Here is a 26,201-nt window from a genome sequence, read left to right as displayed (position 1 = left end):
GAGGAGGAAAGGGAGTTCATGAACCGTAAAATCAGTCTAGTAGCGGCCGCAGGATTACTCACATTTAGCATCTTATTCTCTCAATCTAGTATTGAAGATGCAAAGGCAAATTCATCTCTTCAAAATCAAATTTCTGATGTCCAAAAGGAACGTCAAGAAAAACAACAGCAAAAACAAAAGACGGAAGCTGAGCTTAAGGAAGTTGAAAAGGAACTGGGCGACATCACTGCTGAAATTGAGCGCTTAGATAAAGAAGTAGAGGAAACAAGTGGGAAAATTCGAGAAAAGCGCGAAGAAATTGAAGAAGTACAAGCTGAGATTGAAGAGTTAAAAGAGCAAATTGAAATTTTAGAAGAGCGGATTGCTGAGCGGGATGAGCTGTTAAAAGAACGGGCTCGCGCCATGTATCAAAACGGTGGTTCCATCGATTATTTAGAAGTCATTTTAGGAGCGAAAAGCTTCGGAGATTTTCTTGACCGAGTGAGTGCCCTATCGGTTATTGCCGAACAAGATCGTAGCATTCTAGAGGCACATATTGAAGATCACCGCCTATTAGAAGAAGCGAAGGCGCAAGTAGAAGAAAAATTAGAGACGCTAGAAGGTCACTTGGTCGAGCTGGAAAATCTAATGGCTGAACTAGAAGAGCAACAAAAAGAGAAAGAAAAGGTAATGGGTGAACTGGCTAGCCGTGAAGATGAGCTGCATGGTGATTTAGAGTCACTTGAAAACGATGAAGAGCTTTTACGTCAGCAAGAAAAAGCATTACAAGAAGAGTATGAGCTTTGGAAAAAGCAAGAAGAAGAACGGAAAGCTGCCGAAAAAGCGGCAGCAGAGGCAGCAGCTCAGCAAGCACAAACTTCTTCATCTGGTGGAAACGGAGGCTCAAACTCTGATTCAGGCTCAAATTCTGGTACAACCTCACGCTCTAATGGCGGTAGCAGTGGCGGAGGTGGCGGAGAAACTCATTTAGCACCGTCATCGTCAGGTTCTGGATTTATGAGACCAGCGACGGGACCTATATCATCTAACTTCGGTTATCGTACGCATCCGATTACCGGACAAAGAAAATTTCATGCGGGTATTGATATTCCTCGAGGTAATAGAAGTAATGTCCCTGTTGTTGCCGCCTATGACGGGACGGTCGTTCAATCGTCTTACAGTAGTGGTGGATACGGAAACATGGTCATCATTGCCCACAGCTATAACGGAAGACAAGTAACGACATTATATGCCCATTTGGAGAGTCGAAGTGTCTCTGCTGGACAGCGTGTATCAAAAGGACAAACGATCGGAATTATGGGGAACACAGGGCTCTCAACAGGACCACATCTTCATTTTGAAGTGCATGAAAATGGGACACCTGTAAACCCAATGAATTATATTAATTAAATGTAAGACAACCTCATAACCTTATAAAGGAGGCATTGCTATGATATGCAATGTCTTCTTTTCTTTCTTTTTCCTAGTGAGGAACGTTCGATAGGGATTCTTTTTCGGAATTAGGGGAAACGGTGGATGACGAATAGTGCTTGAAACGTTAAACTAAGAAGAGGAGTATGATTAGGTGATGCAGGATGTTGAAAGAGGTGGAACAACGTGAAAGGAAATCGTATGCTCGTTATGGTTGTTGTGATTGCAGCCATTGTTGGAGCGGTCGCTTACTTATCAAACTTTGGGTTGGCCGGTGATAACGTTAGCTCACCCCAAGAGGAAACGGCTAGTTCTGAATCAAGCCCTCCCGCAACGTTATCGGATGAGGAGGCTTTTGCCAAGTTTCAGCAAGCGTTCCAGCTCATTCAGGATCGTTACGTAGATGAAGTGGATGAGGAAAAGCTCCTACAAGGCGCGATTGAAGGAATGTTAGGCACATTGGATGATCCTTACTCTGTTTATATGGATCCAGAAACGGCAGCAGAATTTGTCCAATCTCTAGATTCCCATTTTGAAGGGATTGGCGCTGAGGTAAGTATGACCAATGGATATGTCACAATCGTGGCTCCATTTCGCGAATCTCCAGCAGAAAAAGCGGGACTACAGCCAAATGACCGGATTTTAGAAATTGATGGAGAATCGACCGAAGGCCTTTCTCTTTATGAAGCGGTTCTTAAAATCAGGGGAGAAAAAGGGACGACAGTGGATTTGACGATCGAACGTCCTGGTGCGTCAAATGTCGTTAATATAACAGTAGAGCGGGATGAAATTCCAATCGAAACAGTTCATGTTCATCGCTTTGAACGAAACGGACTGACCATTGGAATGCTTGAAATTACCTCTTTCTCAGAAGATACAGCTGATCGTTTTGAAGAAGGTCTTGCCCAGTTAGAAGGCGAAGGGATCGACGGGTTAATTATTGATGTTAGAGGAAATCCTGGTGGTTATTTAAACGCCGTGGAAGATATCGGTAGTCTCATTATTCCAGAAGGGGAACCGATTGTGCAGATTCAAAACCGAGACGGGGAGAAAATGCGCTACTTATCCACGCTAAAAGAGGAAAAGCCATACCCAATTGTCGGGTTGACTGATCGAGGAAGTGCATCAGCTTCAGAAATACTAGCCGCCGCACTCAAGGAGGCAGGTCATTATGATGTGGTCGGGGAAACGACGTTCGGTAAAGGGACTGTACAACAGTCAATAGAGCTAGGGGATGGTAGCGAGATTAAGCTATCTCTGTTTCGCTGGTTAACGTCTGATGGAAATGATATTAATGGTGTCGGAGTGGAGCCGACAGTTGAAGTCTTGCAACCTGACTATTTTTACACTGCACCCTTAAGCGTGGAAGAACCATTAGAGCTTGATATGTTGAACGACCAAATCGAACATGCACAAATGATGCTGAAGGGATTAGGATTTGAACCTGGGCGAACAGATGGCTACTTTGGAGAACAGACGGAAAAAGCTGTTCGTGCCTTCCAAGATTCTCAGGAGCTTGAGACAACAGGTGTCTTGGATGAAGAAACAGCAATAGCTTTACAACAAAGCATTGTTGACTTAGTTCGTGATCAAGAAAATGATCAACAATTGCGTGTCGCCTTAGATTTAATTGTAGAGCAGGCTCAATGATTAAAAGAAGGAATCATGTAAAGCGCGTCGAATCTGAGAGGAGTGCACAAACAGTGTACTCCTTCTTTCGTATGAGAGAGATGTGGACCGCAAAGCATTGCAACGAGTGAGTCTTCAACTTTCACTATTGGGCAAGAATTAAAGGAAATACCCAAAAGGTCCATGACGAAACGATCATTTCACGATAAGATAGTAAGAGAGAGTTGAGCGAAGGGGGAGCATTTGTCGATGGTTGGAGCAATCATACTAAGCATCATCATAGGAATTGCTGCTTTTTTTATCCATCCTTTACTATACATCGGACTAGCCTTGATGGGCCTTATCGGTTGGCAGCGAGTCCGACGGGAACGAGAACATTTCCACACGAGAGTGCTTCGCATACGTGCGGACTACGTGGTCCCATTTCTTCCAGGATTGATCGCAGGGAGTCTTCTTTCCCTTGTCACCATAGTCATTGGCTTAACGGTTTCAATTGATTGGCTATGGCTGTTATTGATTGTTTATCTTTTAACTGTCGTGACAATGAATATTCGTTGGATTAGTCCTGCCTATGTAGGGGCATTCATGATTGGTGTTGTTTTATTGGCACCTTTTGTTACAACCGGTTGGCCGTGGTTTGACGAACGACTTCAATCGGCAAGTCAGATCCCTGTTTTAGTGATCATGTACTTGACCGTGCTGTTGCTTTCAGCTGAAGGGATGCTGATCGCGAAACGAGGTGGTAGCTTTTCGTCTCCAGTTGTTGTGAGGAGCAAACGCGGCAAGTGGGTCGGTTTCCACCGGGTGAAAAGGCTGTGGCTTTTGCCTGTCGTCTTGTTCATTCCGGAGGGAGCGATCCCGACCTTTTCCTTTTGGCCTATATTAACGGTTGCAGGAGTATCACTTCAGCCGCTAGTGGTTCCGTTTTTAATCGGTACTGATTTCAAGGTTTGGTCTTCATTGCCAAAAGTGGTTTCACGAAAGGTAGGTAATCAAGTTCTAGGGTTAGCCCTTACCCTTGCGCTGATCGTATGTATTACTTGGTATGTTCCTTGGCTATCTGTTCTTTTTGCCATTGTGGCGATTGTCGGACGAGAAGGTATTCATTTAATGGCAAAAATAAAGGATCGCTCAAGTACAAGCCTGTTTACCAATCAAGGGACAGGTTGTAAAGTACTTGGTATTTTACCTGGTAGCCCGGCTGAGAAAATGGGGATAAAAATAGGAGAGACGATTTTACGAGTGAATGGGAAAATGGTTAATAACGAGTATTCGTTTTATGAGGCGCTTCAAGAGAATTCTGCATTTTGTCGACTTGAGGTTATCGATAAAGCAGGGGAAGTCCGTTTTGCCCAAGGAGCGCTTTATGATGGAGAACATCATCAGCTTGGTGTACTATTAGTAAAAGAAGATCATGAGTTACAAGATTCCGTTATTTAACGTCAACTTGTAACTTTTGTCCACTATCGTATTTGCATTAAAAGGAGATTACATATAGATGATGGATGTTTTCCTTGCACTCGTTTTGCCAATTCTCCTTATGGTCGGTGTGACACGAGTAACGTTTCACCTACTAGGAGCAACGATTGTATCCTTTATGGTTTTGTTTGCGTGGTTTCGTTTGCATGAAAAGCCATGGTATGTTATTGCCATTGCCCTGATCTCACTGCTTGCAGGCTGGCATTTCGGTAAACGAGTATTGAAAAAAAAACCAGGAATGTAGAAAGGAGCCGCAGCTGCGGCTCCTTTCTCGTGGTTAACGTAATGTGATATTTGCTGATTACTGATTGTACGGCTCGGCGTAAATAATATATCGTTCGGGCGCACTCCCTATGAAATTGAAAGGGTAGCATGTCGAGAGGGTCAGCACTTCGTCTGGGGCCGTCGAACGTATAACCGATGTATCATTAGCATCGACAATCTCCGTATCAACAATCCGATACGTGTAACTTCCGTAAGGCATATGGACGGTCAAGTCATCCCCTATTTCCAATCTTCCCATATCGCGAAAAACGGTATCGCGATGACCTGATAGTAAGATCTGATCGTTTTGTCCTGGCAGGACGGTGCTTGTATAATGACCGACCCCCCGATCGAGTTCGTCTTCATCGGTTCCGGAAACGATCGGTAGCTCTGCCTCTAGCTTCGGGATCTCCAGTATTCCAATCACATCTCCCATGTTGGCTTGAAAATCTTCTGGGCTGCTAACCTGTTCCCCGGTAATCTCTCGTGCCTCTGTCAACGATTGCTTCTGTAGCGTCGATGTCAAAAATAGTTGCCATCCTCCATAGATGAGGCAAGCTAACCCGATAGCCATAATGAAAATAGCGAGCTTTCTTCCCATGGCTTCCTCCTCTAATTCGATCCTACTACAAGTTCTGAATAACAAAATTATACCATCAAATATTCACTAACGGTTTCTTAAATGTTTTTCCATGATCAAAACGTAAATAACAAAACAAATGTTCGTAAAATTTGTGTGTTTCCAGTAAAACTATGATATAATGTTCACACTTGAAATGATCGTAGAGGAGGTCCTGTCACTGTGAGTCAGTCATTTGAACTTGTCTCTCAATACAAGCCCCAAGGAGATCAACCGAACGCCATTCGGCAGCTTGTAGCAGGGATTAATGAAGGAAAAAAACATCAGACGTTGCTTGGTGCAACAGGTACTGGGAAAACGTTTACGATGTCTAATGTCATCCAGCAAGTCAATAAGCCGACACTTGTGATTGCACATAACAAGACGTTGGCGGGACAACTTTATAGTGAATTTAAGGAGTTTTTCCCGAACAATGCTGTCGAGTATTTTGTGAGTTACTATGATTATTATCAACCGGAAGCGTATGTGCCCCAGTCCGATACGTATATCGAAAAAGATGCAAGTATCAACGATGAAATAGATAAGCTTAGGCATTCAGCGACAAGTGCTTTATTTGAACGAAACGATGTTATTATCGTAGCGAGCGTTTCTTGTATTTATGGTTTAGGTTCACCTGAAGAATATAAAGAACTCGTCTGTTCATTGCGGACGGGCATGGAGATTGAACGCAATGATTTATTGCGCCAGCTCGTAGACATTCAATATGATCGTAACGATGTGAACTTTACCCGTGGGACGTTCCGTGTTCGAGGAGACGTTGTCGAAATTTTCCCAGCTTCACGGGACGAGCAATGCATCCGTGTGGAGTTTTTTGGTGATGAAATTGATCGCATCACGGAAGTTGACGCTCTGACAGGTGAAATTAAAGGTGAGCGGAACCATGTGGCCATCTTTCCAGCTTCTCACTTCGTTACCCGCGAAGAAAAATTAAAGCGAGCGACCAAGTCAATTGAGGCAGAATTGGAAGAGCGGCTGAAAGAACTACATGATCAAGGAAAATTGTTGGAAGCTCAGCGGCTTGAGCAACGGACCCGCTATGACCTAGAAATGATTCACGAGATGGGATTCTGTTCAGGGATCGAAAACTACTCCCGCCATTTAACGTTACGTAAAGCGGGAGAAACTCCTTATACGTTGCTCGACTTTTTTCCCGATGATTTTCTTATCATCATCGACGAGTCGCACGTGACGATTCCACAAATCCGTGCCATGTATAACGGGGACCAAGCGCGAAAAGGTGTTCTTGTGGATCATGGATTTCGCTTGCCATCAGCGTTAGACAACCGTCCCCTTAAGTTTGAGGAGTTTGAACATAAAGTTCATCAAGCGGTATTTGTTTCGGCTACTCCTGGTCCATATGAACTTGAGCACACCCCAGAAATGGTTGAACAAATCATCCGACCGACTGGCTTGCTTGATCCGGAGATAGAGGTTCGGCCAATCGAAGGTCAAATTGATGATTTAATTGGAGAAATCAACGAGCGAGTGGCGAAAAACGAGCGGGTGCTTGTGACAACATTGACGAAAAAAATGGCCGAGGATTTAACCGATTACTTAAAGGAAGTTGGCATTAAAGTTCGCTACCTCCATTCTGAAGTGAAGACGTTAGAGCGAATCGAAATCATCCGGCAGTTACGGCTAGGTACGTTTAATGTTCTTGTAGGGATTAACTTACTTCGTGAGGGATTAGACATACCTGAGGTCTCACTAGTGGCTATTTTAGACGCGGACAAGGAAGGTTTTTTACGTGCTGAGCGCTCTTTAATTCAGACGATCGGACGGGCAGCGCGGAACGCCAATGGCTACGTCATTATGTATGCGGATCGTATGACGAAGTCGATGCAGATTGCCATTGATGAAACAAAGCGGAGACGCTCGATCCAAGAAGAGTACAACCGAAAGCATGGCATTACGCCGAAGACGATCGAAAAGCGGATTCCAGATGTGATTAAAGCAACGGCGATGGTGGCAGAAGACGGAGAAGAATATACGAGTCATGCACCAAAGCAAAAAATGAGCAAAAAAGAACGAGAAGCGGTCATCGAGCGGATGGAAGCGGAAATGAAAGAAGCTGCAAAAACGCTCAACTTTGAACGGGCTGCTGAGCTAAGAGATCTCATTCTTGAGTTGAAAGCGGAAGGGTGAAAAAAATGGGGTTAGATAACATTGTTGTAAAAGGAGCACGCTCCCACAACTTAAAAAACATAGATGTAACCATTCCTCGAGATAAGCTCGTCGTGTTAACCGGGCTGTCTGGCTCAGGGAAGTCATCTTTGGCTTTTGATACGATTTATGCTGAAGGACAGCGGCGATATGTAGAGTCCCTTTCTGCTTATGCACGTCAGTTCCTCGGACAAATGGATAAGCCTGATGTGGACTCGATTGAAGGCTTGTCGCCGGCCATTTCAATCGATCAAAAAACGACAAGTCGAAATCCCCGTTCAACTGTAGGAACGGTGACAGAGATTTTTGATTATTTGCGCCTTCTCTATGCGCGTATCGGAAAACCTGTCTGTCCGAAGCATGGAATTGAAATTTCCTCGCAAACAGTACAGCAAATGGTGGATCGGATACTTTTTTATGAAGAACGGACAAAGCTGCAAATTCTCGCCCCTCTTGTATCTGGACGAAAAGGGACACACGTGAAAGTACTAGAGGATATTAAAAAGCAAGGGTTTGTTCGGGTGCGCATAGATGGGGAAATGCGTGAGGTAGCGGAAGAAATAGAGCTAGACAAAAACAAGAAGCATACGATTGAAGTCGTGATTGACCGAATTGTCGTAAAAGAAGGCATTGAAACTCGTTTAGCGGATTCTCTTGAAACAGCGTTGCAATTGGCCGATGGGCGAGTTGTTGTCGATATTATTGGCAAAGAGGAATTGCTGTTTAGCCAGCACCATGCGTGCCCCCAATGTGGCTTCTCTATTCCTGAGCTTGAGCCGCGAATGTTCTCTTTTAACAGCCCTTTTGGCGCTTGTCCGACGTGTGATGGGCTAGGGGTAAAGCTAGAGGTTGACCTTGAACTTGTAATTCCTGATCGATCTCGAACGTTAAGTGAGAACGCCATTGCACCGTGGGAGCCGATTAGCTCGCAATACTATCCGCAAATGCTGGAAGCGGTTTGCAACCATTACGGAATTGATATGGATACACCAGTGGAACAGCTACCCGACCATCAGCTTGAGAAAATTTTGTATGGCAGTGGCCATGAAAAAATCTTTTTCCGGTATGAAAATGACCTAGGGCAAGTGCGGGAAAATGAGATCCTTTTTGAAGGGGTCATCCCGAATGTGAAACGTCGTTATCACGAAACGTCATCGGATTACATTCGCGATCAACTTGAAGCGTATATGGTGCAAAAGGCTTGTCCAACGTGTAAAGGTCATCGCTTGAAAAAAGAAGCGTTAGCTGTTTTAATTGGCGGTAAACATTTAGGAGAAGTGACGAAGCTATCGATAAAAGAAGCTAAAACATTTTTTGAGTCGTTAGAGCTGTCCAAAAAAGATTTTTCGATTGCGAGGTTAATCTTAAAAGAAATAAATGACCGCCTTGGCTTTCTTATGAATGTCGGTCTGGATTATTTAACGTTAAGCCGCTCTGCTGGCACTTTATCTGGAGGAGAAGCCCAGCGCATTCGCCTCGCGACACAAATCGGATCTTCGCTCATGGGCGTTCTCTACATCTTAGACGAGCCGTCCATTGGCCTTCATCAGCGGGATAACGACCGACTCATTTCGACTCTTGCTCATATGCGTGACTTAGGGAACACGTTGATTGTCGTGGAACATGACGAAGATACGATGCTAGCGGCTGACTATATTATCGATATTGGACCAGGAGCTGGTGTTCATGGCGGTCAAGTCACAGCTGCAGGTAGTCCTGAGGAAATTATGAATGATGCCGAGTCGCTTACCGGGCAGTATTTGTCGGGGAAAAAGTTTATCCCGATTCCAAGTGAGCGTCGCCAGCCGAACGGAAAGTCATTTACCGTCAAGGGAGCGAGTGAGAACAACTTAAAACAAGTGAATGTGGAATTTCCCCTCGGTGTGTTTATTGCTGTAACTGGGGTGTCAGGATCGGGGAAAAGTACGCTTATTAACGAAATCGTCCATAAAGCCCTTGCGCAAAAGTTACACAGAGCGAAAGACAAGCCAGGAAAACATAAAGAGATCGTCGGTATTGAGCATGTGGACAAAGTAATTGATATTGATCAATCGCCGATCGGTCGGACGCCACGCTCCAATCCAGCAACGTACACAGGGGTGTTTGACGACATCCGCGATGTGTTTGCGATGACAAATGAAGCGAAGGTACGCGGCTATAAAAAAGGGCGCTTCTCCTTTAACGTTAAAGGTGGTCGGTGTGAGGCTTGTCGCGGTGATGGCATCATCAAGATCGAGATGCACTTTTTACCAGACGTCTATGTTCCTTGTGAAGTGTGTCATGGAAAACGTTACAACCGGGAAACGCTTGACATTACGTATAAAGGAAAAACGATTGCCGATGTTTTAGACATGACGGTGGAGGAAGCATTAGAATTTTTCACGAACATCCCGCGGATCAAGCGAAAAATTCAAACGTTAGTCGATGTCGGTTTAGGGTATATTAAGCTTGGTCAACCTGCCACCACCCTTTCTGGAGGTGAGGCGCAGCGCGTGAAGCTTGCTTCTCAGCTTCATAAGCGAGCAACAGGGAAAACTCTCTACATTTTAGATGAACCGACGACAGGGCTCCATGTGGATGATATTGACCGGCTCCTTAAAGTATTGCAACGAATTGTAGATAATGGTGACACCGTGCTTGTCATCGAACATAATCTAGATGTGATTAAAACGGTTGATCATATTATTGATCTTGGTCCGGAAGGTGGCGACAAAGGGGGAACGATTGTTGCTCAAGGAACCCCTGAAGAAGTAGTTGAAGTAGAAGGGTCCTATACAGGTAAGTATTTGCGTCCGATTTTAGAGCGAGATCGTAAGCGGATGGACTCTCGTATTCGCGAGCATGAATTGCAGCGTAGTTGACAAACTGCCCTACAATAAAAGTAGAATGAAACTTTTTCTCGGTATGAACGTAAACTCCAGTAGTGCAAAAAATCGCAAGGAGGAGTCAAAACGATGGAAGAGCGGAAAATGATTTTAAAAATGATCGAAGAGGGCAAGATTACCGCAGAAGAAGGCGTTAAGCTGTTAGAGGCGATGGGCACGAAGGAGGAGGAAAAGGCATCTACAGCCGTTTCCACGTCGGTTGATTGGGATCATAGTGAACAGAAGCAGGAAAGACGGAAGGAGCGGGAGCGTGAGTGGGGGTTTAACCCAAGCAAGTTAACAGAGTTTGTCGAGTCAGCGATCCAGAAAATTAAAGACTTTGACCTTGACTTTAACTTTGGCTCCTTTGTAACGGTTGACCACATTTTCCAACACCGAAATGTGTCCCCTGCTTCTCTGGATATCTCACTTGAAAACGGGCCTGTAACCTTGATTCCATGGGATGAGCCCGACGTTCGAATTGAGTGTAATGCCAAGGTCTATCGGGTAAAGGATACGGAAGAAGCAAGAAAGCTCTTCTTGCAAGAGGCAACCTTCCGAGTCGATGAACGGAAGTTGTTGTTCCATACGAGAGTAAAGACGATCAAAGTAGAGACAAAGGTCTTTGTGCCAAAGCGTTCATTTGAAACGGTAAAGATTTATTCCTTTAATGGCGAAATCAAGGGAGATCCAGTAAAGGCGGATACGCTTGATGTGAACACTCTCAATGGACCGATTACATTTGAAAAAGCAGAGGCGAAAAAACTAATGGCGGAAACGGTCAATGGAGGCATTGAATTACGAGGACTTTCTGCTGATGTTGTAGATATGAAGACCATTAATGGCGGCATAACCGTAACGGGCGCGATGCAAGACTTAGATGCTGAAACGGTGAACGGGTCGATCGTCTATGAACTAGAAAAACTAAACGAATCGGGATTTGCTGAGCTCAAGGCGACTACCGGAAGCATTGAAGTATCCGTACCTACAAGCCTGCGCGTTGAAGGAAAGCTTAAGACGAACGTTGGCGGATATTCTTGCAGGCTTTCTTCCTTTGAGATCCTTGAGGAGCGGAAAGACTTTGCCCATAAAGTCATGAGCTTTGTAGGCAATCAGGAACAATCGCCGCGCTTAAAAATCACAGCACTCACGAACACAGGGTCTGTTGTGGTGAAAGACCGGTAAGAAAGAGGTGATGAATAATGAGACGGTTATTTCGAGCCCAATATGATCGCCAGCTTGCTGGTGTCTGTGGAGGAATTGGCCAATACTTTAATATTGACCCGACGCTCGTACGTATCGGTGTCGTCGTTCTTGCGTTAGTAACAGCTTTTTTCCCTGTGCTGATTGGCTACATCATTGCCGCAGCTATCGTCCCAAATGAGGAGGATCTAGATTAATTATGGGCTGGCTCGCAGGAATTCTCGTTAACACCATCGTATTGATGGTGATAGCTGGCTATTTTCAAGGGTTTTATTTATCTGGTATAGGGGCCGCGGTCATCGCTAGTATCATTTTATCGGTGCTAAACATTATCGTTCGCCCCATCCTCATTCTTTTAACATTACCTGTAACGATTTTAACCCTTGGCCTCTTCATGTTCGTCATTAATGCGATTACGTTAATGCTAGCAGCAGGTCTCATGGGGAATGCGTTCCAAATTGATGGGTTTGGCATGGCCCTCCTTGCAGCTGTCTTAATCGCCATTTTAAATGCGCTTATTCAAACATTCGTCATTAAGCCGCTTCAAGAAAAACGTTAATCCGTAAACAGATAAGGGTCGTCCTTATCTGTTTTTAATAGGGAAATACGAAGATTACTATTGGGAAGGGATCTCCCATCGTCTGAAACCTCGCAAATCGGTGAGGTTTTATTTCGTTCAATTTGTTTTCTTTCTATCCTATCCTATTTAATATAGCAAACGAATGAATGGATTTATGTAGAAACGTGGTAAAATGGAAAGGTGAGTGTGAGATTCATGTTTTGAAATAGAGAGTATGGTAAGATGAGATGGGGGTTTTGAGAAATGGCAAAAGTAACAGCAAACGATTTGCTTGAACGGTTTCAACTTGAATTGCTTTCAGGAGAAGAAGGTATTCATCGCTCGATTACGACGAGTGATATCTCACGACCTGGGATTGAAATGGCTGGTTTTTTTACGTATTATCCGGCGAAGCGTCTTCAGTTGTTAGGGAGAACAGAGCTTTCTTTTTATAAGCAGCTGTCACCAGTAGATAAAGAAGAGCGAATGTCGAAGCTTTGTACGTATGATACACCTGGGATTATTATTTCGCGTGGACTTGAGGTTCCACCTGAATTATTGAAGGCGTCGGAAAAAGTGGGCGTTCCTGTCCTGCGTTCCAACATCACGACCACGCGGCTAAGTAGTATGTTAACGAACTTCTTAGAGAGTCAGCTTGCCCCGACAACCGCCGTTCACGGTGTCCTTGTCGATATTTATGGAATTGGCGTGCTCATTACAGGAAGCAGCGGGGTCGGTAAAAGTGAAACGGCTCTCGATCTCGTTCGACGTGGACATCGGTTAGTGGCGGATGATTCGGTCGAAATTAGACGTGAGCATGAAGACACACTCGTTGGGCGTTCACCTGAATTAATCCAACATTTACTTGAGATCCGCGGTCTAGGGATTATCAATGTTATGACTCTATTTGGGGCAGGTGCTGTTCGACCTTTTAAACGAATTGCCCTCTGCGTCAACCTTGAGCTGTGGGATCAGAAGAAAGTTTATGATCGCCTCGGATTAAGTGAAGATTACTTGCGAATTATGAATGTTGATATTCCGAAGTTGACCATCCCGGTCCGACCAGGTCGGAACTTAGCGGTTATTATCGAAGTAGCGGCGATGAATTTCCGGTTAAAACGTTTAGGCATAAATGCAGCACAGCAATTTTCTGATCGCTTAAATGATGTGATTGAAGAAGGAGAGCAAGAATTTTAATAGGCTTTGAGGTGAAACCATGGAGGAAATGATTGAACCACTTGATCGTGTTTTTTTACAGCTCGGTCCGTTTACAATTTATTGGTACGGAGTCCTTATTGGCCTTGGGGTCATTATTGGGTATGTGATGGCGTCGCGGGAATCGGTGAGACGAGGAATGCCAAAAGATACATTCTCTGACTTTGTCATGTACGTCATTCCAGTGGCGATTATCTTCGCGCGGCTTTACTATGTGATTTTCCGTTGGGAACAATTTGCTGATGATCCGATTCGAGTCTTTTATATTTGGGAAGGCGGTCTTGCCATTCATGGAGCTCTAATTGGTGGGGTCTTAACGGCGTATATCTTAACGAAAAAGCGCCAGCTCTCGTTTTGGCAGCTTATGGATGTGGCTGCACCAAGTATATTAATCGGGCAAGCGATCGGCCGTTGGGGAAACTTCATGAACCAAGAAGTATACGGTGGACCGGTCACACGCGAGTTCCTTGAAGGGCTCATGCTACCCGAATTTATTATTAACCAAATGTACATTAACGGAACGTATTACCATCCGACCTTTTTGTATGAGTCTATTTGGAACTTTATCGGTGTCGTGGTTTTACTCTTGTTGCGACGAGTTAATTTGCGCCGAGGGGAATTATTTTTCTCCTATCTCATTTGGTACTCGATCGGACGGTTTTTCATTGAAGGGATGCGCTTAGATAATTTAATGATCGGCGATTCGCTTCGAACGGCGCAAATTGTTTCGATCCTACTCATTGTCGGTGCCCTGTTATTATGGTGGTATCGGCGAGCAAAGGGTCTTGCGACAGAGCGGTATTTAGACCCCCATCAACCAGCCCGGACGAATGGTAACAAGAAAAAGACAAAGAAGAAAAAGAAAAAGTAGTCTGGATTTGGGGAAGGAGAGAAAGGAATGAATACGCTGAAAAAAGGGCTCCTCGTCGGACTACAGACGACGTGGACATTAGGGAAAGTCATTTTTCCTGTTACGTTAATTGTCACGATTCTTGGACATACACCTGTCCTTGATTGGCTTGCGGCCTTTCTTGCACCGGCGATGGGCTATATTGGCCTACGCGGGGAAGCCGCCATTCCTCTCGTGTTAGGAAATGCCTTGAATTTATATGCAGGAATCGGTGCGATTTTAACGATGGAACTAACGGTCAAGGAAGTGTTTATCCTTGCGGTGATGCTATCCTTCTCCCATAACTTGTTTATCGAGTCAGCGGTGGCGACGAAGGTGGGGATTCGCATGTCCGTTATTCTCGCCGTCCGTCTCGGACTTGCTTTCGGTTCTGCCTTTTTGATTCACTTGTTTTGGTCTGGTGGTCAAGAGATCGCTCAATATGGTTTTGTTTCCAGTTCCGCAGGACCGGAAATACACGGCTGGCTAAACATGGTGGGCGACGGATTATGGACAGCTGCTGCTGGGGTTGCTCAGTTGGCACTGATCGTCATTCCGCTTATGATTTTGGTACAGGTGATGAAAGACTTAAATTGGCTCCAGACGTTTTCAAAATGGATGTCACCCTTTACAAAAGTGCTAGGCATTCGTGAAAATACATCGACGACGCTCGCCTCTGGACTCCTATTCGGACTGGCATTCGGTGCAGGCGTCATGATACAGGCAATCAAAGAGGACGGTGTCAAGAAAAAGGATCTGTACCTTGTGTTCATTTTTCTCGTCGCATGCCATGCGGTTATTGAAGATACGCTCATTTTCATTCCGCTCGGCATTCCGGTATGGCCATTGCTGATCATTCGGGTTGTAACCGCTGTGCTTCTCACAATTGCAGTCGCTTATATTTGGAATCGTCTGGAGAAGCAGGAAGCCTTGAAACGAAAGGAAGCAACATATGGAAATTAATACAGTGTTATTTGATTTAGACGGAACGTTAATCAACACAAATGAGCTGATCATTTCGTCGTTTTTACACACCTTCGAGACGTATTATCCTGGGAAATATGGCAGAAAAGATGCGATTGAATGCATCGGTCCTCCGTTAACGGACAGCTTCAAGCGTCTAGACCCTGAACGAGTCGAAGAGATGGTCGCTACGTATCGCAAGCATAATCATGCTCATCACGACAAGCTTGTTGAACCTTATGAAGGGGTGTACGAAACAGTCAAAACATTGCATGAGCAAGGCTTTAAGCTTGCGATCGTTACAACGAAAATTCGGGAAACGGCGATGAAAGGACTCAAATTGTTTGGCTTAGATGAGTTTTTCGATGTAATCGTCGCCTTGGACGATGTGGAGAACGTAAAGCCTAACCCAGAACCACTCGAAAAAGCGATGAACGCCCTCGGGGCAAAAAAAGAAGAAACGATCATGGTCGGAGATAACTCTCACGATATCCTAGGTGGTAAAAATGCTGGTGTCAAAACAGCGGTCGTCGGCTACGCGATTCGAGGGGAAGACTATGTTCGTCAATTTGATCCGGATTATGTCCTGCGCTCAATGCCCGACTTGCTCGACATCGTTGGAGTGAAAGCAAGATGAGTCGAGACACAGAGCGTTATCCGGTGAAACACGCCAATTCGCTCTGGCAAATTTATAAAACCGTTCCGTTTTGGAAAGTGGTTAAAAACTTCGTGGTGATCCAACTCGCTCGCTATACGCCGTTTGTCAGCGTGAAAAATTGGCTGTATCGCACGTTTCTAAAAATGGATGTAGGAGAAAAAACAGCCTTTGCTCTTATGGTTATGCCTGATATTATGTTTCCAGAGCGCATCTCTGTTGGACGTAATTCCATCATCGGCTACAACACGACGATTCTTGCCCATGAATATTTAATTGAGGAATATCGCCTCGGTGATGTGATCATTGGCGATGAAGTGATGGTTGGCGCAAATACAACGATTTTACCTGGGGTAACGATCGGCGACCGTGCCATTATCGCTGCTGGAACTGTTGTTCACAAAAATGTCCCACCAGGTGCATTTGTTGGTGGGAACCCGATGCAGGTCATTAAACAAAATCGTGACGATAAAGACTAGCCTTTGCTATTGGAAGGGCTAGTCTTTTTGATTTTTGCCCCTGTTTGTCCATGAAGTTTCGCATCAAGCTGAGGATTTAGTGTAAGGATACGATAGAAAAGATGCGCACCTAATTGTTGACGAAATTCAAAAAACTAGGTAAACTACTACTAATCCTTTATCTTGTTAGTATATTAGCGAACTAAAGTATCTGTTTGTTGATCCTAAAGCTAGGAGTGTGGAGAATGTCAAAGCCGTTTATGTTTGAGAAACCATTTGGCATGCGGGATACCCTTCCTGAATGGTATAAGACGAAAAAGAATATTTGTGATCAAATGACCGAAGAAATCAACCTTTGGGGTTACGATATGATAGAAACACCAACGCTTGAGTATTATGAGACGGTGGGAGTTGTATCGGCCATTTTAGATCAGCAGTTGTTTAAGCTGTTGGATCAACAAGGGAATACCCTTGTGCTCAGACCTGACATGACCGCTCCAATTGCGCGCCTTGTTGCCTCCAGCTTAAAAGATCGGGCGTATCCATTACGACTTGCCTATCAGTCCAATGTTTACCGAGCGCAACAAAACGAAGGGGGCAAGCCAGCAGAATTTGAGCAATTAGGTGTTGAATTAATTGGTGACGGGACGGCGAGTGCTGATGGGGAAGTGATCGCTCTCATGATCGCCGCATTAAAACGGGCGGGTCTATCCGAATTTAAGGTGGCGATTGGCCATGTAGGTTATGTGAATGCTTTGCTGATGGATGTGGTCGGTAATGAGCAACGGGCGGATCGTTTGCGTCGGTTTTTATATGAGAAAAATTATGTAGGCTACCGTGAGCATGTGAAAAGTTTAAACCTGTCCACTATTGATAAAAGCAGACTCATGAACTTACTGTCATTACGCGGGGGGCGGGCTGCGATCGAAGAGGCGAGAGGGCTGATCCAAACGGAAAAAGGAAAAACGGCCCTTGCGGAAATGACGAAACTTTATGAGGTGTTGGAGAGTTACGGTGCGAGCGAATATGTAAAATTTGATCTAACCCTCGTTCTCCATATGAGCTACTATACGGGCGTCGTGTTTGAAGGCTATGGCAACCGGCTCGGTGTGCCGTTATGTAGTGGCGGCCGGTATGATGAGTTGTTATCGAAATTCCATCGTCCAGCTCAGGCAACTGGATTCGGTGTGCGCATCGATTTACTGGTGGAAGCATTGAATGGAGAAATCATATCAAATGGACATGAGCAAACATGTATTTTGTTTAGTAATGAGCGTCGGTTTGAAGCAATTGAACTGGCGAGAAAGAAGCGAGCAAACGGAGAAGCGGTCGTCCTACAAGATTTAGCTGGCGTGACAGATGTAGATGCAATGTCGTCAAACTATCAAGATGTGATTTACTGTATTGGAACAGCAGGTAGAGGGGGCGAGGACGCATGAGCATGTTAACGGTAGCGATGCCGAAAGGGCGAATTTTCGATGAAGCTGTAGGGTTATTGAGAAAAGCAGGCTACAACTTGCCAGCTGAGTTCGAGGCTTCGCGAAAGCTCATTGTCGACGTTCCTGAGGAGAATATGCGCTTCATCTTAGCCAAACCGATGGATGTTCCAACCTATGTCGAGCACGGGGTTGCTGACGTAGGGGTTGCAGGAAAAGACGTGATGCTTGAAGAAGAACGGGATGTTTATGAAGTGCTTGACTTGAAGATTAGTGAATGCTACTTAGCGGTTGCCGGGTTACCGAATTATGAGAAAAAGCACGATCTGAATCCAAAAGTGGCGTCGAAATATCCTCATTTGGCGACCCGTTATTTTAAGGAGCAAGGAGAGCAGGTGGAAATCATTAAGCTCAATGGTTCGATTGAGCTTGCCCCACTGATTGGTCTAGCCGATCGAATCGTTGACATTGTGTCGACAGGTCGAACGTTGCGGGAAAATGGACTTGTGGAACTAGAAAAAATGATGACGATCACCTCGCGTCTCATCGTCAACCCGGTAAGTTATCGCATGAAGGATGAGCGCATAGATGAAATGGTTGAACGATTGTTGCAAGTAGTAGAGGGGGATGGCGGATGAAGATCGTAACAATAAATGATTCGGTTAGCTTAAAACGAGATTTAGATACGGGGACGGATATGCAGCAAGATGCCGTCCATTCAATTATTGCCCAAGTACGCGAACAGGGAGATCAAGCCCTTTTTACATTAACCAAGCAATTTGATGGTGCCGACTTGACAACTTTACGTGTGCAGCAAGCCGAGATCGAAGCAGCGTACCGAGAAATGGAGGAGCCTGTACTTCAAGCGATCGGCGAGGCGATTGAAAACATTCGCGATTTTCATGAACGGCAAAAAAGAAATTCATGGATGACGACAAAGCCGGACGGAACGATTCTCGGACAAAAAATAACCCCCCTTGATTCTGTCGGTCTTTACGTTCCAGGTGGTAAAGCAGCCTATCCATCTTCGATCATGATGAATGTCATCCCAGCCCAAGTGGCGGGAGTACAAAACATTGTGATCGTTTCACCACCGCAAAAAGATGGCTCCATCCCGGCCGGTGTTCTTGTAACTGCGGCTGAGTTAGGAGTTAAGACGATTTTAAAAGTTGGGGGTGCTCAGGCGATCGCTGCCTTAGCCTATGGTACTGAATCAGTCCCTGCCGTTGATAAAATTACGGGCCCTGGTAACATTTATGTCGCTTTAGCAAAACGGGCTGTTTTTGGTCATGTGGACATTGACATGATCGCAGGTCCATCGGAGATTGTTGTGTTGGCTGACGAACGAGCGAATCCGCGCTACATTGCAGCTGATTTATTGTCTCAGGCCGAGCATGATGAACGTGCCTCCGCCATTCTCGTCACGCCATCAAGAGCGTTAGCCGAAGAGGTGGCAGTAGAAGTGGATCAACAGCTCACAACTTTACCGAAGCGGGAAATTGCGGCTGCTTCCATTCGTGATTACGGGGCAATCTACGTAACGGAAACGTTGGAGGAAGCCGTATCTGTTGTAAATGAGCTTGCGCCAGAGCATCTAGAAATTTTAGCAGAAGAGCCAATGTCCTTCTTGGGAAAAATCCGGCATGCAGGGGCGATCTTTTTAGGTCCATACAGCTCGGAGTCTGTAGGTGATTACTTTGCCGGACCGAATCACGTACTTCCAACGAATGGGACGGCTCGGTTTTCAAGTCCATTAAATGTGGACGATTTCGTGAAAAAATCAAGCATTATTTCCTATAGCAAAGCAGCTCTATTGGAGAACGGTGCAAAAATTTCTGCACTTGCCCGGCTAGAAGGACTGGAAGCTCACGCTCGAGCAATTGACATTCGATTGGAGGATGAACGATGAGAAAGGCAACAATTGAGCGAAAGACTGGAGAGACGCAAATTTCACTCACATTTGCGGTTGACGGCGAAGGCCAATCGAATCTAACAACTGGAGTTCCATTCATGACCCATATGCTCGATTTGTTTACGAAGCACGGTCATTTCAATTTGACGATCGATGCAAAAGGAGATACCGAAGTGGATGACCACCATACAACCGAGGATCTTGGCATTTGCCTTGGTCTAGCGCTTAAGGAGGCACTCGCTGATAAAAAAGGGATTCGTCGGTACGGTAGCGCTTTTGTCCCAATGGACGAAACGCTTGCTCAAGTCGTTGTCGATTTAAGTAACCGTCCCCATCTAGAGTTTCGTGCGGACATGCCGAGTGAGAAAGTGGGCACATTCGATACAGAGCTCGTGCACGAATTTTTATGGAAGCTAGCGCTTGAGGCGAGAATGAATCTTCATGTCATCGTGCACTATGGCGAAAACACACACCATATCATTGAGGCGATTTTTAAGGCGCTTGCTCGCGCCCTCGATGAAGCCACGACGATCGATTCACGTGTCAAAGGTGTACCTTCTACGAAAGGAATGTTATAAATGCTCGGCATCATTGATTATGGTATGGGAAACTTGCACAGCGTCAGTAAAGCACTTGAACGATTATCATGGTCGTATATCGTCTCCGAACAGCCTGAGGAATTGCAAAAGGCAGACGGCTTAATTTTGCCAGGAGTAGGGTCGTTTCATGACGCGATGGCCATTTTAAATGAGACGGGGCTTACGGCCTTTATAAAAGATTGGGTAGACGAAGGAAAACCGCTGTTAGGCATTTGCCTAGGGATGCAGCTGTTGTTTGAAGAGAGTGAAGAAAATAAACGGACGAAAGGGTTGTCGTTGCTGCCAGGTCGCGTCATACGCTTTCCAGGTGTTGCAACGGACGGTTCAACGTATAAAGTGCCGCATATGGGGTGGAATCAGTTAACCTTTCGAAAGCCGAACCACCCGTTATTAACGGATGTTGAAGAGGGGCATGTTTATTTTGTTCACTCTTATGTCGTGAAGACGGAAGCGGACGATGTTCTGCTTGCGACAAGTCATTATTATGAAACGGTGCCAGCGGTCGTTGGGCGTGGGAACATTTTTGGGACTCAATTTCATCCAGAGAAAAGCAGCAACGTTGGGATGAGTATTTTACGCAATTACGGAGCAATGGTGGAAAAGGGAGTGAAGGCGCGTGGCTAAGTTTATCATTTACCCGGCGATTGATATGCGCGACGGCAAATGTGTTCGTCTCGTCCAAGGCGACTACAATCAAGAGACCGTTTATGGGGATTCTCCGTTTACCATGGCAAAGTCGTTTGCCGAACAAGGTGCTGAATGGATTCATATGGTCGATTTAGATGGAGCTAAGGCAAAAGAACGTATGAACCACGAGCACGTCGTTAAGGTCGCAACAGAGCTCGATGTGAACGTTCAAGTTGGGGGCGGAATCCGAACGGCAGAGGACATCGCGTATTACCTAGACCGGGGAATCAGTCGGGTGATTTTAGGGAGTGTGGCCGTGAACAATCCTGCGTTTACGAAAGAAATGTTGCAGAAATATGGCGGAGAAAAAATCGCCATCGGCTTAGATGCGCGCGACGGGTACGTGGCAACGGAAGGCTGGCTGGAAACGTCCTCGGTAAAAGCGGAAACGCTTGGGCAAGAGCTCGCCCGGCATGGGGCAGAAGTCTTTATTTTTACTGATATTTCTCGCGATGGCATGCTGTCGGGGCCGAATACGGAGGCGATTGTTCAGCTAGCGAAGGCGACAGGAAAACAGGTGATCGCATCAGGAGGGGTTAGCTCCTTACAAGACCTCGATGCTCTCAGAAACGAAAAGCAGAACGGAATCGCAGGGGCTATTGTCGGTAAAGCCTTGTACACGAATCAATTTACGCTGGAAGATGCGTTAAAGGAGGAGAGCTAATGCTCACAAAGCGGATCATTCCATGCTTAGATGTGAAGGATGGCCGGGTCGTCAAAGGGGTGCAATTCGTTGACTTACGTGATGCTGGTGACCCTGTAGAGCTTGCTGCCTTTTACGATGAACAAGGAGCAGATGAACTCGTATTTCTTGATATTTCCGCCTCCCACGAAGGGCGTGAGACGATGATTGATGTGGTCGAAAAAGTGGCAGGAACGTTGGCGATTCCGTTTACCGTTGGAGGAGGGATCAACTCCCTGGAGGACATGAAGCGCGTGCTGCGTGCAGGAGCAGATAAAGTATCGTTAAATACAGCAGCGGTTACGCGTCCAGAGCTTATTACTGAAGGTGCCGACTATTTTGGCTCCCAGTGTATCGTCGTTGCGATTGATGCAAAATACGATGTAGCCCTTGGATCTTGGCGTATTTACACCCATGGAGGACGGACACCGACAGAATGGGAAGTGTGTGACTGGGCGAGAGAAGCAGTCCGTCGCGGAGCTGGGGAAATTTTGCTCACAAGCATGGATCAAGATGGTGCGAAGACGGGTTTTGACCTTGCCTTGACGACCAAGGTGAGTGAAGCCGTGAGCGTTCCAGTGATTGCCTCAGGTGGTGCCGGAGCAAAGGAAGATTTTGTGGACGTTTTTATGAATGCTTATGCGGATGCCGCTTTGGCCGCTTCCATTTTCCATTATAAAGAAACATCAGTTGCTGAAGTGAAAACGCATTTGCGTGAAGAAGGGGTGGCGGTACGATGAACGTTGATGATCTAACATTTGACGACAAGGGGCTTATTCCGGCTGTTGTCCAAGATGCGCAAAGCAAGGAAGTTGTAACGGTCGCTTATATGAATCGTGAATCGTTCGAAAAAACGGTGGAAACAGGAGAAACTTGGTTTTACAGCAGATCGCGACAAGAGCTTTGGCATAAAGGGGCAACGTCTGGTCATACACAAAAAGTGGTCGACATTCGTTACGATTGCGACGGCGATGCATTAGTCGTTCTAGTCGAACTGAAAGGGCCCGCATGTCATACAGGGAAGTATTCCTGCTTTTTTGAATCGGTTTTCGGAAAAAAAATATATGGAGCTAGCGATCGATTTGGAATCATAGCAACGCTTGAAGCGCTTATTGCTGAGCGAGAAGCTGAAATGCCTGAAGGGGCCTATACGACCTATTTATTTGAAAAAGGTGTAGACAAAATATTGAAAAAGGTCGGAGAAGAGGCAACAGAAGTAGTCATTGCTGCAAAAAATCGCGATGCCGAAGAGCTGAAGTGGGAAGTGGCTGACTTGCTTTATCATTTACTCGTCCTTCTTCGTGAACAGAAGCTTCCCGTCGATGAGGTGCTAGCCGTACTTGAAGAAAGGCATCGCCCAAAAGAGGAGTGACGGATGGAACGACTTTGCTTAGCTCGTGCAAGGTCGTTTTCTTTTGTAAGGGACAGGGATAAATAAACAATGACTCCCCTGTAGGACTGGCAACAAGCCAAGACTCTCTCACATTAAAACTTAATGGTCAAATCAAGCTTGTTGAAACAAATCGTAGAAGGTCATTTTGCTTAAATGAAGACTTGATTTTCAATAAAAAAACGACGATGATAGAAAAGGAACAATTTATGAGAAACGGTGTGATTTTGTGCCACAAACGATGTTACTTGCGAAAATAGAACAGGAATTAGCTTCTTTTCCAGCGGCGGAGACGAAGGTTGCAAACTATGTCCTGAAACATCCGGAGCTTGTCCCAACGATGACGACAAAGCAGTTGGCGGAGCAAGCCAATGCCAGCCAATCAAGCATTGTCCGATTTTGTAAGCGCTTAGGTTTAGAAAGCTTCCCGAAACTGAAGCTGGCGCTAGCGAAAGAACTAACCCGAAAAGAAGCTTACATTAACAGTGCCTCCCTTTTAGAAACCGATGATTCCCCGCCGATCTTATTTCAAAAGGTCTCGTCGTTGAATCAAATGGCTTTAGATATGGCAACAAAAGCGATGAATGAACAGGCATTTACGGAAGCGGTTGAGCAAATGGTGAAAGCCAAAAAAATAGCCTTTTTTGGTGTTGGTGGCTCATTTACGTCATGTATCGACGGTCAGTATAAATTTATGCGTTTAGGCTTCCACTCACTTGCCTCAGGTGACTATCATCAGATGATCCCATTTATTACGATGATGGATGAGCAGGATGTGGTGATCTGTATGAGTACGTCTGGAAATACGAAGGAAGTACTCGACATAGCAGACTATGCAAAGGAGCGAAACGTTAAGCTTATTGGAATTACAGCGTCATCCCGTTCTGCTCTTACCCGTAAAGCGGCTGTTTCATTACTCATCCCTGATATTGAAGTACAGCAGCGGATCGGAAGCATTGCTTCAAGGACGAGCCAATTAAATGTGATCGACGCTCTCTACGTTTCTGTTTTCCACCGAATCGGAAGCGACCTCCTTGATGCGTTTGATGCATCGCGAAAGAAAACAGAAGAAAAACGAAAGTGAGGCTGGGACAAAACTAGCCAGACGAAAAAAGTTCGGATCATCAAAATAAAATGGTCCGAACTTTTTTCTGTTCATTCATGTATAAACGTAAACCCTGAATCATTTTAATACTAGTGAAGCATTCCAAGTATTATTGATTCTAGCCCCTATTGTATATCCTATTACTTTTAAAGCAAGTAGGCTGTATTCTTAGTAGAGTCCAGAGTATGTATTGTATTATATAATAAATTTAAAAGAGGTGATTGCTTTGGGAAGGGTCAATAAAAAGATCATTGGAATGAGCATGATTATCCCTTTGTTACATGTCGTTTTTTTCCACCAAGTAGAATAAGTTCAACAGGTATTTCAGAGTATGCTATGGGATTTCCTTTTCACTTTATCTGGTATAGAGATTTTGATGGGTTTGTGTCGGGGTGTGTCAATAATTTTGTGTAAATACCCCTGTTTCTAGTAGATAGGTTAGCCCTGCTTATTTTACTTGGTAAAACTTCTATTTTAGGTGAAACACAGAGCCACAGCGGTAGCTGCTTGTCCTTGACCTTGTGCCTTTTCTTAGTTCTTGCTGGTTGGGTTCAGGGACCCAGCCAGCGAGAACTTAGAAAAGGTCGGTCGTGGTACGCTCGGTGTGCGGATGAAGTCCCACATAGGGCTTTATTTTTCCCATCCGCCAACGTACACAACACCACGACCGCAAACAAGGTCAAGGATGGCGGATTGGTGCTAGAGCTTAATATTCTAGTGCTTCAAACATGTGTATCAATTCTGATTTTGCCTTTTCAAAGCCTCGATGACAACGCATGCCAAATTTGTGATTATAGTCTAGAAACCGTGTCACGAGAAAACGTTCTAAGGATTCTTCATTCGGGAATTGTTCTTTGCGTTTGACATATCGTTTGATTTCTTTGTTAAAAGCTTCAATTAAATTTGTCGAGTAGATGCTGCGACGAATGGAAGCTGGAAAATCATAAAACGTTAAGATCTGTTCATTGTTCATCACAGATTCAATGACACGTGGATAGGGCTTTTCCCACTTACTTTGCATTTGTTCTAAGGCTTCTAAAGCTTCTTCACGGTCTTTCGCTTGATAGACAGCCTTGAAATCATCGAGAATGGCTGCGCGATCCTTTACACGTACTTTACTGGAAATGTTTCGAGCGACATGTACACAGCACACTTGATGCTTCGCCTTTGGATAGACGCGATGAATGCTATCCGTCATCCCTGGCAATCCATCGGAAATGAAAAGAAGGACGTTTTCTACTCCTCGCTCATGTAGGCATTGGATGAGTTCTTCCCATACGTGAGAAGACTCTGTTGGTGCAATGGTAAAGTCTAAAACTTCTTTGTTTCCTTCTTCCGTAATACCAATAGCGATGTAGACAGCTTCTTTTTCAACCGTTTGACGTCGAATCGGAATATGAGTGGCATCTAGGTAAATGCACACATAGCGTTCTTCCAGCTTTCGTTCATGGAAAGCCTGCACGTCTTCAGAAACAAGTTGCGTTAGGTTCGAAACCGTTTGTTTGGAATAGTGATGTCCATACATTCGCTCGATAAGATTAGCGATTTCATTTGTCGTAATCCCTTTTTCATAAAGATGAATGACAAACTGTTCCAGCGTATCATTGGAACGCTTATAAGGAGCTATTGTTTGTTGTTGGAACTCGCCATTACGGTCTCTAGGGATACGAAGATGTAGTTCTCCGTATTCGGTTTTAAACGTACGATCGTAAAAGCCATTACGGGAATTACCAGAATGAAAACCTTCTCGATCATAAGGCTCATAGTCTAAAAAGACAGTTAATTCATGTTTCAACAGCTGATTGATAGCTGTTTCCAAATGCTGACGAAAAACTTCTTCGATATCTTGTTTTTGTGCTAGTGCTTCGATTAAATCTGTAGTAAGATGATTCATAGGGAAGACCTCTTTTCTGTGAATTTAGTCGGCTAACTTTATTCTACAGAAAGGGTCTTCTTTTTTCTATGAACATCATTTAGTGCATTTCTATTTACACAAAAT

At 45.0% G+C, this 26,201-nt stretch carries 25 protein-coding genes; 23 read left to right on the top strand and 2 right to left on the bottom strand.

Translation table 11 applies throughout. The annotated features are described in order from the left end of the window. The first annotated feature begins 18 nt into the window (after nucleotides 1-18). The 4 genes from E2L07_RS09435 to E2L07_RS09420 all read left to right on the top strand — a co-directional run bounded on the left by E2L07_RS09435 (nucleotide 19) and on the right by E2L07_RS09420 (nucleotide 4,762). Complete coding sequence (locus E2L07_RS09435; RefSeq protein WP_134229434.1) at nucleotides 19-1,389, top strand: murein hydrolase activator EnvC family protein; 1,371 nt, start codon at nucleotides 19-21, stop codon at nucleotides 1,387-1,389. Nucleotides 1,390-1,611: 222 nt separating this feature from the next. Then, nucleotides 1,612-3,060, top strand: a complete 1,449-nt coding sequence (locus E2L07_RS09430) for a S41 family peptidase (RefSeq protein WP_459554161.1) — start codon at nucleotides 1,612-1,614, stop codon at nucleotides 3,058-3,060. A 228-nt stretch (nucleotides 3,061-3,288) separates the two neighbouring features. Next, nucleotides 3,289-4,479, top strand: coding sequence for a PDZ domain-containing protein (locus E2L07_RS09425; protein WP_243854936.1), 1,191 nt, complete (start codon nucleotides 3,289-3,291; stop codon nucleotides 4,477-4,479). 58 nt (nucleotides 4,480-4,537) lie between these two features. After that, nucleotides 4,538-4,762 (top strand): DUF2198 family protein, encoded by a 225-nt coding sequence (locus tag E2L07_RS09420; RefSeq protein ID WP_010899725.1) that lies wholly within the window; start codon nucleotides 4,538-4,540, stop codon nucleotides 4,760-4,762. Nucleotides 4,763-4,819: 57 nt separating this feature from the next. On the opposite strand, the gene E2L07_RS09415 is transcribed toward E2L07_RS09420, so the two are convergent. Further along, the gene (locus E2L07_RS09415) at nucleotides 4,820-5,383 is read right to left on the bottom strand and encodes a class D sortase (RefSeq protein WP_134229432.1); all 564 of its coding nucleotides are present in this window, start codon (nucleotides 5,381-5,383) and stop codon (nucleotides 4,820-4,822) included. 201 nt (nucleotides 5,384-5,584) lie between these two features. On the opposite strand from E2L07_RS09415, the gene uvrB reads away from it, so the two are divergent. From uvrB to E2L07_RS09320, 19 genes are all read left to right on the top strand, one after another. Continuing rightward, a complete protein-coding gene (gene uvrB, locus E2L07_RS09410; protein WP_134229431.1) occupies nucleotides 5,585-7,567 on the top strand; it encodes an excinuclease ABC subunit UvrB in 1,983 nt (660 codons plus the stop codon). Nucleotides 7,568-7,572: 5 nt separating this feature from the next. Then, nucleotides 7,573-10,446 carry an excinuclease ABC subunit UvrA gene (gene uvrA / locus E2L07_RS09405; RefSeq protein ID WP_134229430.1) on the top strand — a complete coding sequence of 958 codons (2,874 nt, stop codon included), beginning with the start codon at nucleotides 7,573-7,575 and terminating at the stop codon, nucleotides 10,444-10,446. Between the two features lie 93 nt (nucleotides 10,447-10,539). Beyond that, nucleotides 10,540-11,634, top strand: coding sequence for a DUF4097 family beta strand repeat-containing protein (locus tag E2L07_RS09400; RefSeq protein WP_134229429.1), 1,095 nt, complete (start codon nucleotides 10,540-10,542; stop codon nucleotides 11,632-11,634). A 17-nt stretch (nucleotides 11,635-11,651) separates the two neighbouring features. After that, nucleotides 11,652-11,849, top strand: a complete 198-nt coding sequence (locus E2L07_RS09395) for a PspC domain-containing protein (protein WP_010899720.1) — start codon at nucleotides 11,652-11,654, stop codon at nucleotides 11,847-11,849. A gap of 2 nt (nucleotides 11,850-11,851) precedes the next feature. Then, on the top strand, nucleotides 11,852-12,211 hold the full coding sequence (locus E2L07_RS09390) for a phage holin family protein (protein WP_010899719.1): 360 nt from the start codon (nucleotides 11,852-11,854) through the stop codon (nucleotides 12,209-12,211). A 264-nt stretch (nucleotides 12,212-12,475) separates the two neighbouring features. Continuing rightward, nucleotides 12,476-13,408 (top strand): HPr(Ser) kinase/phosphatase, encoded by a 933-nt coding sequence (hprK, locus tag E2L07_RS09385; protein WP_010899718.1) that lies wholly within the window; start codon nucleotides 12,476-12,478, stop codon nucleotides 13,406-13,408. Between the two features lie 19 nt (nucleotides 13,409-13,427). Next, a complete protein-coding gene (lgt, locus tag E2L07_RS09380) occupies nucleotides 13,428-14,297 on the top strand; it encodes a prolipoprotein diacylglyceryl transferase (RefSeq protein WP_053430292.1) in 870 nt (289 codons plus the stop codon). A 27-nt stretch (nucleotides 14,298-14,324) separates the two neighbouring features. After that, nucleotides 14,325-15,278 carry a nucleoside recognition domain-containing protein gene (locus E2L07_RS09375; protein ID WP_010899716.1) on the top strand — a complete coding sequence of 318 codons (954 nt, stop codon included), beginning with the start codon at nucleotides 14,325-14,327 and terminating at the stop codon, nucleotides 15,276-15,278. Further along, on the top strand, nucleotides 15,268-15,915 hold the full coding sequence (gene ppaX, locus E2L07_RS09370; protein ID WP_010899715.1) for a pyrophosphatase PpaX: 648 nt from the start codon (nucleotides 15,268-15,270) through the stop codon (nucleotides 15,913-15,915). The genes E2L07_RS09375 and ppaX overlap by 11 nt, the downstream gene beginning before the upstream one ends. Next, complete coding sequence (locus tag E2L07_RS09365) at nucleotides 15,912-16,412, top strand: acyltransferase (protein ID WP_010899714.1); 501 nt, start codon at nucleotides 15,912-15,914, stop codon at nucleotides 16,410-16,412. Before ppaX ends, E2L07_RS09365 begins: the two co-directional genes overlap by 4 nt. A gap of 224 nt (nucleotides 16,413-16,636) precedes the next feature. Next, nucleotides 16,637-17,830 carry an ATP phosphoribosyltransferase regulatory subunit gene (locus tag E2L07_RS09360; RefSeq protein ID WP_010899712.1) on the top strand — a complete coding sequence of 398 codons (1,194 nt, stop codon included), beginning with the start codon at nucleotides 16,637-16,639 and terminating at the stop codon, nucleotides 17,828-17,830. After that, on the top strand, nucleotides 17,827-18,465 hold the full coding sequence (hisG, locus tag E2L07_RS09355) for an ATP phosphoribosyltransferase (protein ID WP_134229428.1): 639 nt from the start codon (nucleotides 17,827-17,829) through the stop codon (nucleotides 18,463-18,465). Before E2L07_RS09360 ends, hisG begins: the two co-directional genes overlap by 4 nt. Continuing rightward, on the top strand, nucleotides 18,462-19,736 hold the full coding sequence (gene hisD / locus E2L07_RS09350) for a histidinol dehydrogenase (RefSeq protein ID WP_134229427.1): 1,275 nt from the start codon (nucleotides 18,462-18,464) through the stop codon (nucleotides 19,734-19,736). The genes hisG and hisD overlap by 4 nt, the downstream gene beginning before the upstream one ends. Further along, nucleotides 19,733-20,317 (top strand): imidazoleglycerol-phosphate dehydratase HisB, encoded by a 585-nt coding sequence (hisB, locus tag E2L07_RS09345; RefSeq protein WP_134229426.1) that lies wholly within the window; start codon nucleotides 19,733-19,735, stop codon nucleotides 20,315-20,317. Before hisD ends, hisB begins: the two co-directional genes overlap by 4 nt. After that, nucleotides 20,318-20,962: an imidazole glycerol phosphate synthase subunit HisH gene (gene hisH / locus E2L07_RS09340; protein WP_134229425.1), complete on the top strand. Its 645-nt coding sequence runs from the start codon at nucleotides 20,318-20,320 to the stop codon at nucleotides 20,960-20,962. Continuing rightward, complete coding sequence (gene hisA, locus E2L07_RS09335) at nucleotides 20,955-21,689, top strand: 1-(5-phosphoribosyl)-5-[(5-phosphoribosylamino)methylideneamino]imidazole-4-carboxamide isomerase (protein ID WP_010899707.1); 735 nt, start codon at nucleotides 20,955-20,957, stop codon at nucleotides 21,687-21,689. The genes hisH and hisA overlap by 8 nt, the downstream gene beginning before the upstream one ends. Beyond that, nucleotides 21,689-22,447, top strand: a complete 759-nt coding sequence (gene hisF, locus E2L07_RS09330; protein WP_134229424.1) for an imidazole glycerol phosphate synthase subunit HisF — start codon at nucleotides 21,689-21,691, stop codon at nucleotides 22,445-22,447. Before hisA ends, hisF begins: the two co-directional genes overlap by 1 nt. After that, nucleotides 22,444-23,079: a bifunctional phosphoribosyl-AMP cyclohydrolase/phosphoribosyl-ATP diphosphatase HisIE gene (gene hisIE, locus E2L07_RS09325; protein WP_010899705.1), complete on the top strand. Its 636-nt coding sequence runs from the start codon at nucleotides 22,444-22,446 to the stop codon at nucleotides 23,077-23,079. Before hisF ends, hisIE begins: the two co-directional genes overlap by 4 nt. A 247-nt stretch (nucleotides 23,080-23,326) precedes the next feature. After that, on the top strand, nucleotides 23,327-24,181 hold the full coding sequence (locus E2L07_RS09320; RefSeq protein WP_010899704.1) for a MurR/RpiR family transcriptional regulator: 855 nt from the start codon (nucleotides 23,327-23,329) through the stop codon (nucleotides 24,179-24,181). Between the two features lie 727 nt (nucleotides 24,182-24,908). Here the strand turns inward: E2L07_RS09320 and E2L07_RS09315 are convergent. Further along, nucleotides 24,909-26,096, bottom strand: a complete 1,188-nt coding sequence (locus tag E2L07_RS09315; protein WP_134228649.1) for an IS256 family transposase — start codon at nucleotides 26,094-26,096, stop codon at nucleotides 24,909-24,911. Between the last annotated feature and the right edge of the window lie 105 nt (nucleotides 26,097-26,201).

Source organism: Halalkalibacterium halodurans (assembly GCF_004376175.1).
Classification (GTDB): Bacteria; Bacillota; Bacilli; order Bacillales; family Bacillaceae_D; genus Halalkalibacterium; species Halalkalibacterium halodurans.
The sequence above is the reverse complement of the archived record's forward strand: the minus strand, read 5'-3'. Positions and strand labels throughout refer to the sequence as shown.

Excerpts from the sequence above, each read along its gene's own strand:
- hisH (WP_134229425.1), top strand. The coding sequence starts at position 20,318 with ATGCTCGGCATCATTGATTATGGTATGGGAAACTTGCACAGCGTCAGT.
- hisD (WP_134229427.1), top strand. The coding sequence starts at position 18,462 with ATGAAGATCGTAACAATAAATGATTCGGTTAGCTTAAAACGAGATTTA.
- E2L07_RS09315 (WP_134228649.1), bottom strand. The coding sequence starts at position 26,096 with ATGAATCATCTTACTACAGATTTAATCGAAGCACTAGCACAAAAACAA.
- hisB (WP_134229426.1), top strand. The coding sequence starts at position 19,733 with ATGAGAAAGGCAACAATTGAGCGAAAGACTGGAGAGACGCAAATTTCA.
- hisG (WP_134229428.1), top strand. The coding sequence starts at position 17,827 with ATGAGCATGTTAACGGTAGCGATGCCGAAAGGGCGAATTTTCGATGAA.
- ppaX (WP_010899715.1), top strand. The coding sequence starts at position 15,268 with ATGGAAATTAATACAGTGTTATTTGATTTAGACGGAACGTTAATCAAC.
- E2L07_RS09375 (WP_010899716.1), top strand. The coding sequence starts at position 14,325 with ATGAATACGCTGAAAAAAGGGCTCCTCGTCGGACTACAGACGACGTGG.
- lgt (WP_053430292.1), top strand. The coding sequence starts at position 13,428 with ATGGAGGAAATGATTGAACCACTTGATCGTGTTTTTTTACAGCTCGGT.
- E2L07_RS09395 (WP_010899720.1), top strand. The coding sequence starts at position 11,652 with ATGAGACGGTTATTTCGAGCCCAATATGATCGCCAGCTTGCTGGTGTC.
- E2L07_RS09390 (WP_010899719.1), top strand. The coding sequence starts at position 11,852 with ATGGGCTGGCTCGCAGGAATTCTCGTTAACACCATCGTATTGATGGTG.
- uvrA (WP_134229430.1), top strand. The coding sequence starts at position 7,573 with ATGGGGTTAGATAACATTGTTGTAAAAGGAGCACGCTCCCACAACTTA.
- hisF (WP_134229424.1), top strand. The coding sequence starts at position 21,689 with ATGCTCACAAAGCGGATCATTCCATGCTTAGATGTGAAGGATGGCCGG.
- hisIE (WP_010899705.1), top strand. The coding sequence starts at position 22,444 with ATGAACGTTGATGATCTAACATTTGACGACAAGGGGCTTATTCCGGCT.
- E2L07_RS09360 (WP_010899712.1), top strand. The coding sequence starts at position 16,637 with ATGTCAAAGCCGTTTATGTTTGAGAAACCATTTGGCATGCGGGATACC.
- hprK (WP_010899718.1), top strand. The coding sequence starts at position 12,476 with ATGGCAAAAGTAACAGCAAACGATTTGCTTGAACGGTTTCAACTTGAA.
- E2L07_RS09365 (WP_010899714.1), top strand. The coding sequence starts at position 15,912 with ATGAGTCGAGACACAGAGCGTTATCCGGTGAAACACGCCAATTCGCTC.
- E2L07_RS09415 (WP_134229432.1), bottom strand. The coding sequence starts at position 5,383 with ATGGGAAGAAAGCTCGCTATTTTCATTATGGCTATCGGGTTAGCTTGC.
- E2L07_RS09420 (WP_010899725.1), top strand. The coding sequence starts at position 4,538 with ATGATGGATGTTTTCCTTGCACTCGTTTTGCCAATTCTCCTTATGGTC.
- E2L07_RS09435 (WP_134229434.1), top strand. The coding sequence starts at position 19 with ATGAACCGTAAAATCAGTCTAGTAGCGGCCGCAGGATTACTCACATTT.
- E2L07_RS09430 (WP_459554161.1), top strand. The coding sequence starts at position 1,612 with ATGCTCGTTATGGTTGTTGTGATTGCAGCCATTGTTGGAGCGGTCGCT.
- E2L07_RS09400 (WP_134229429.1), top strand. The coding sequence starts at position 10,540 with ATGGAAGAGCGGAAAATGATTTTAAAAATGATCGAAGAGGGCAAGATT.
- E2L07_RS09425 (WP_243854936.1), top strand. The coding sequence starts at position 3,289 with ATGGTTGGAGCAATCATACTAAGCATCATCATAGGAATTGCTGCTTTT.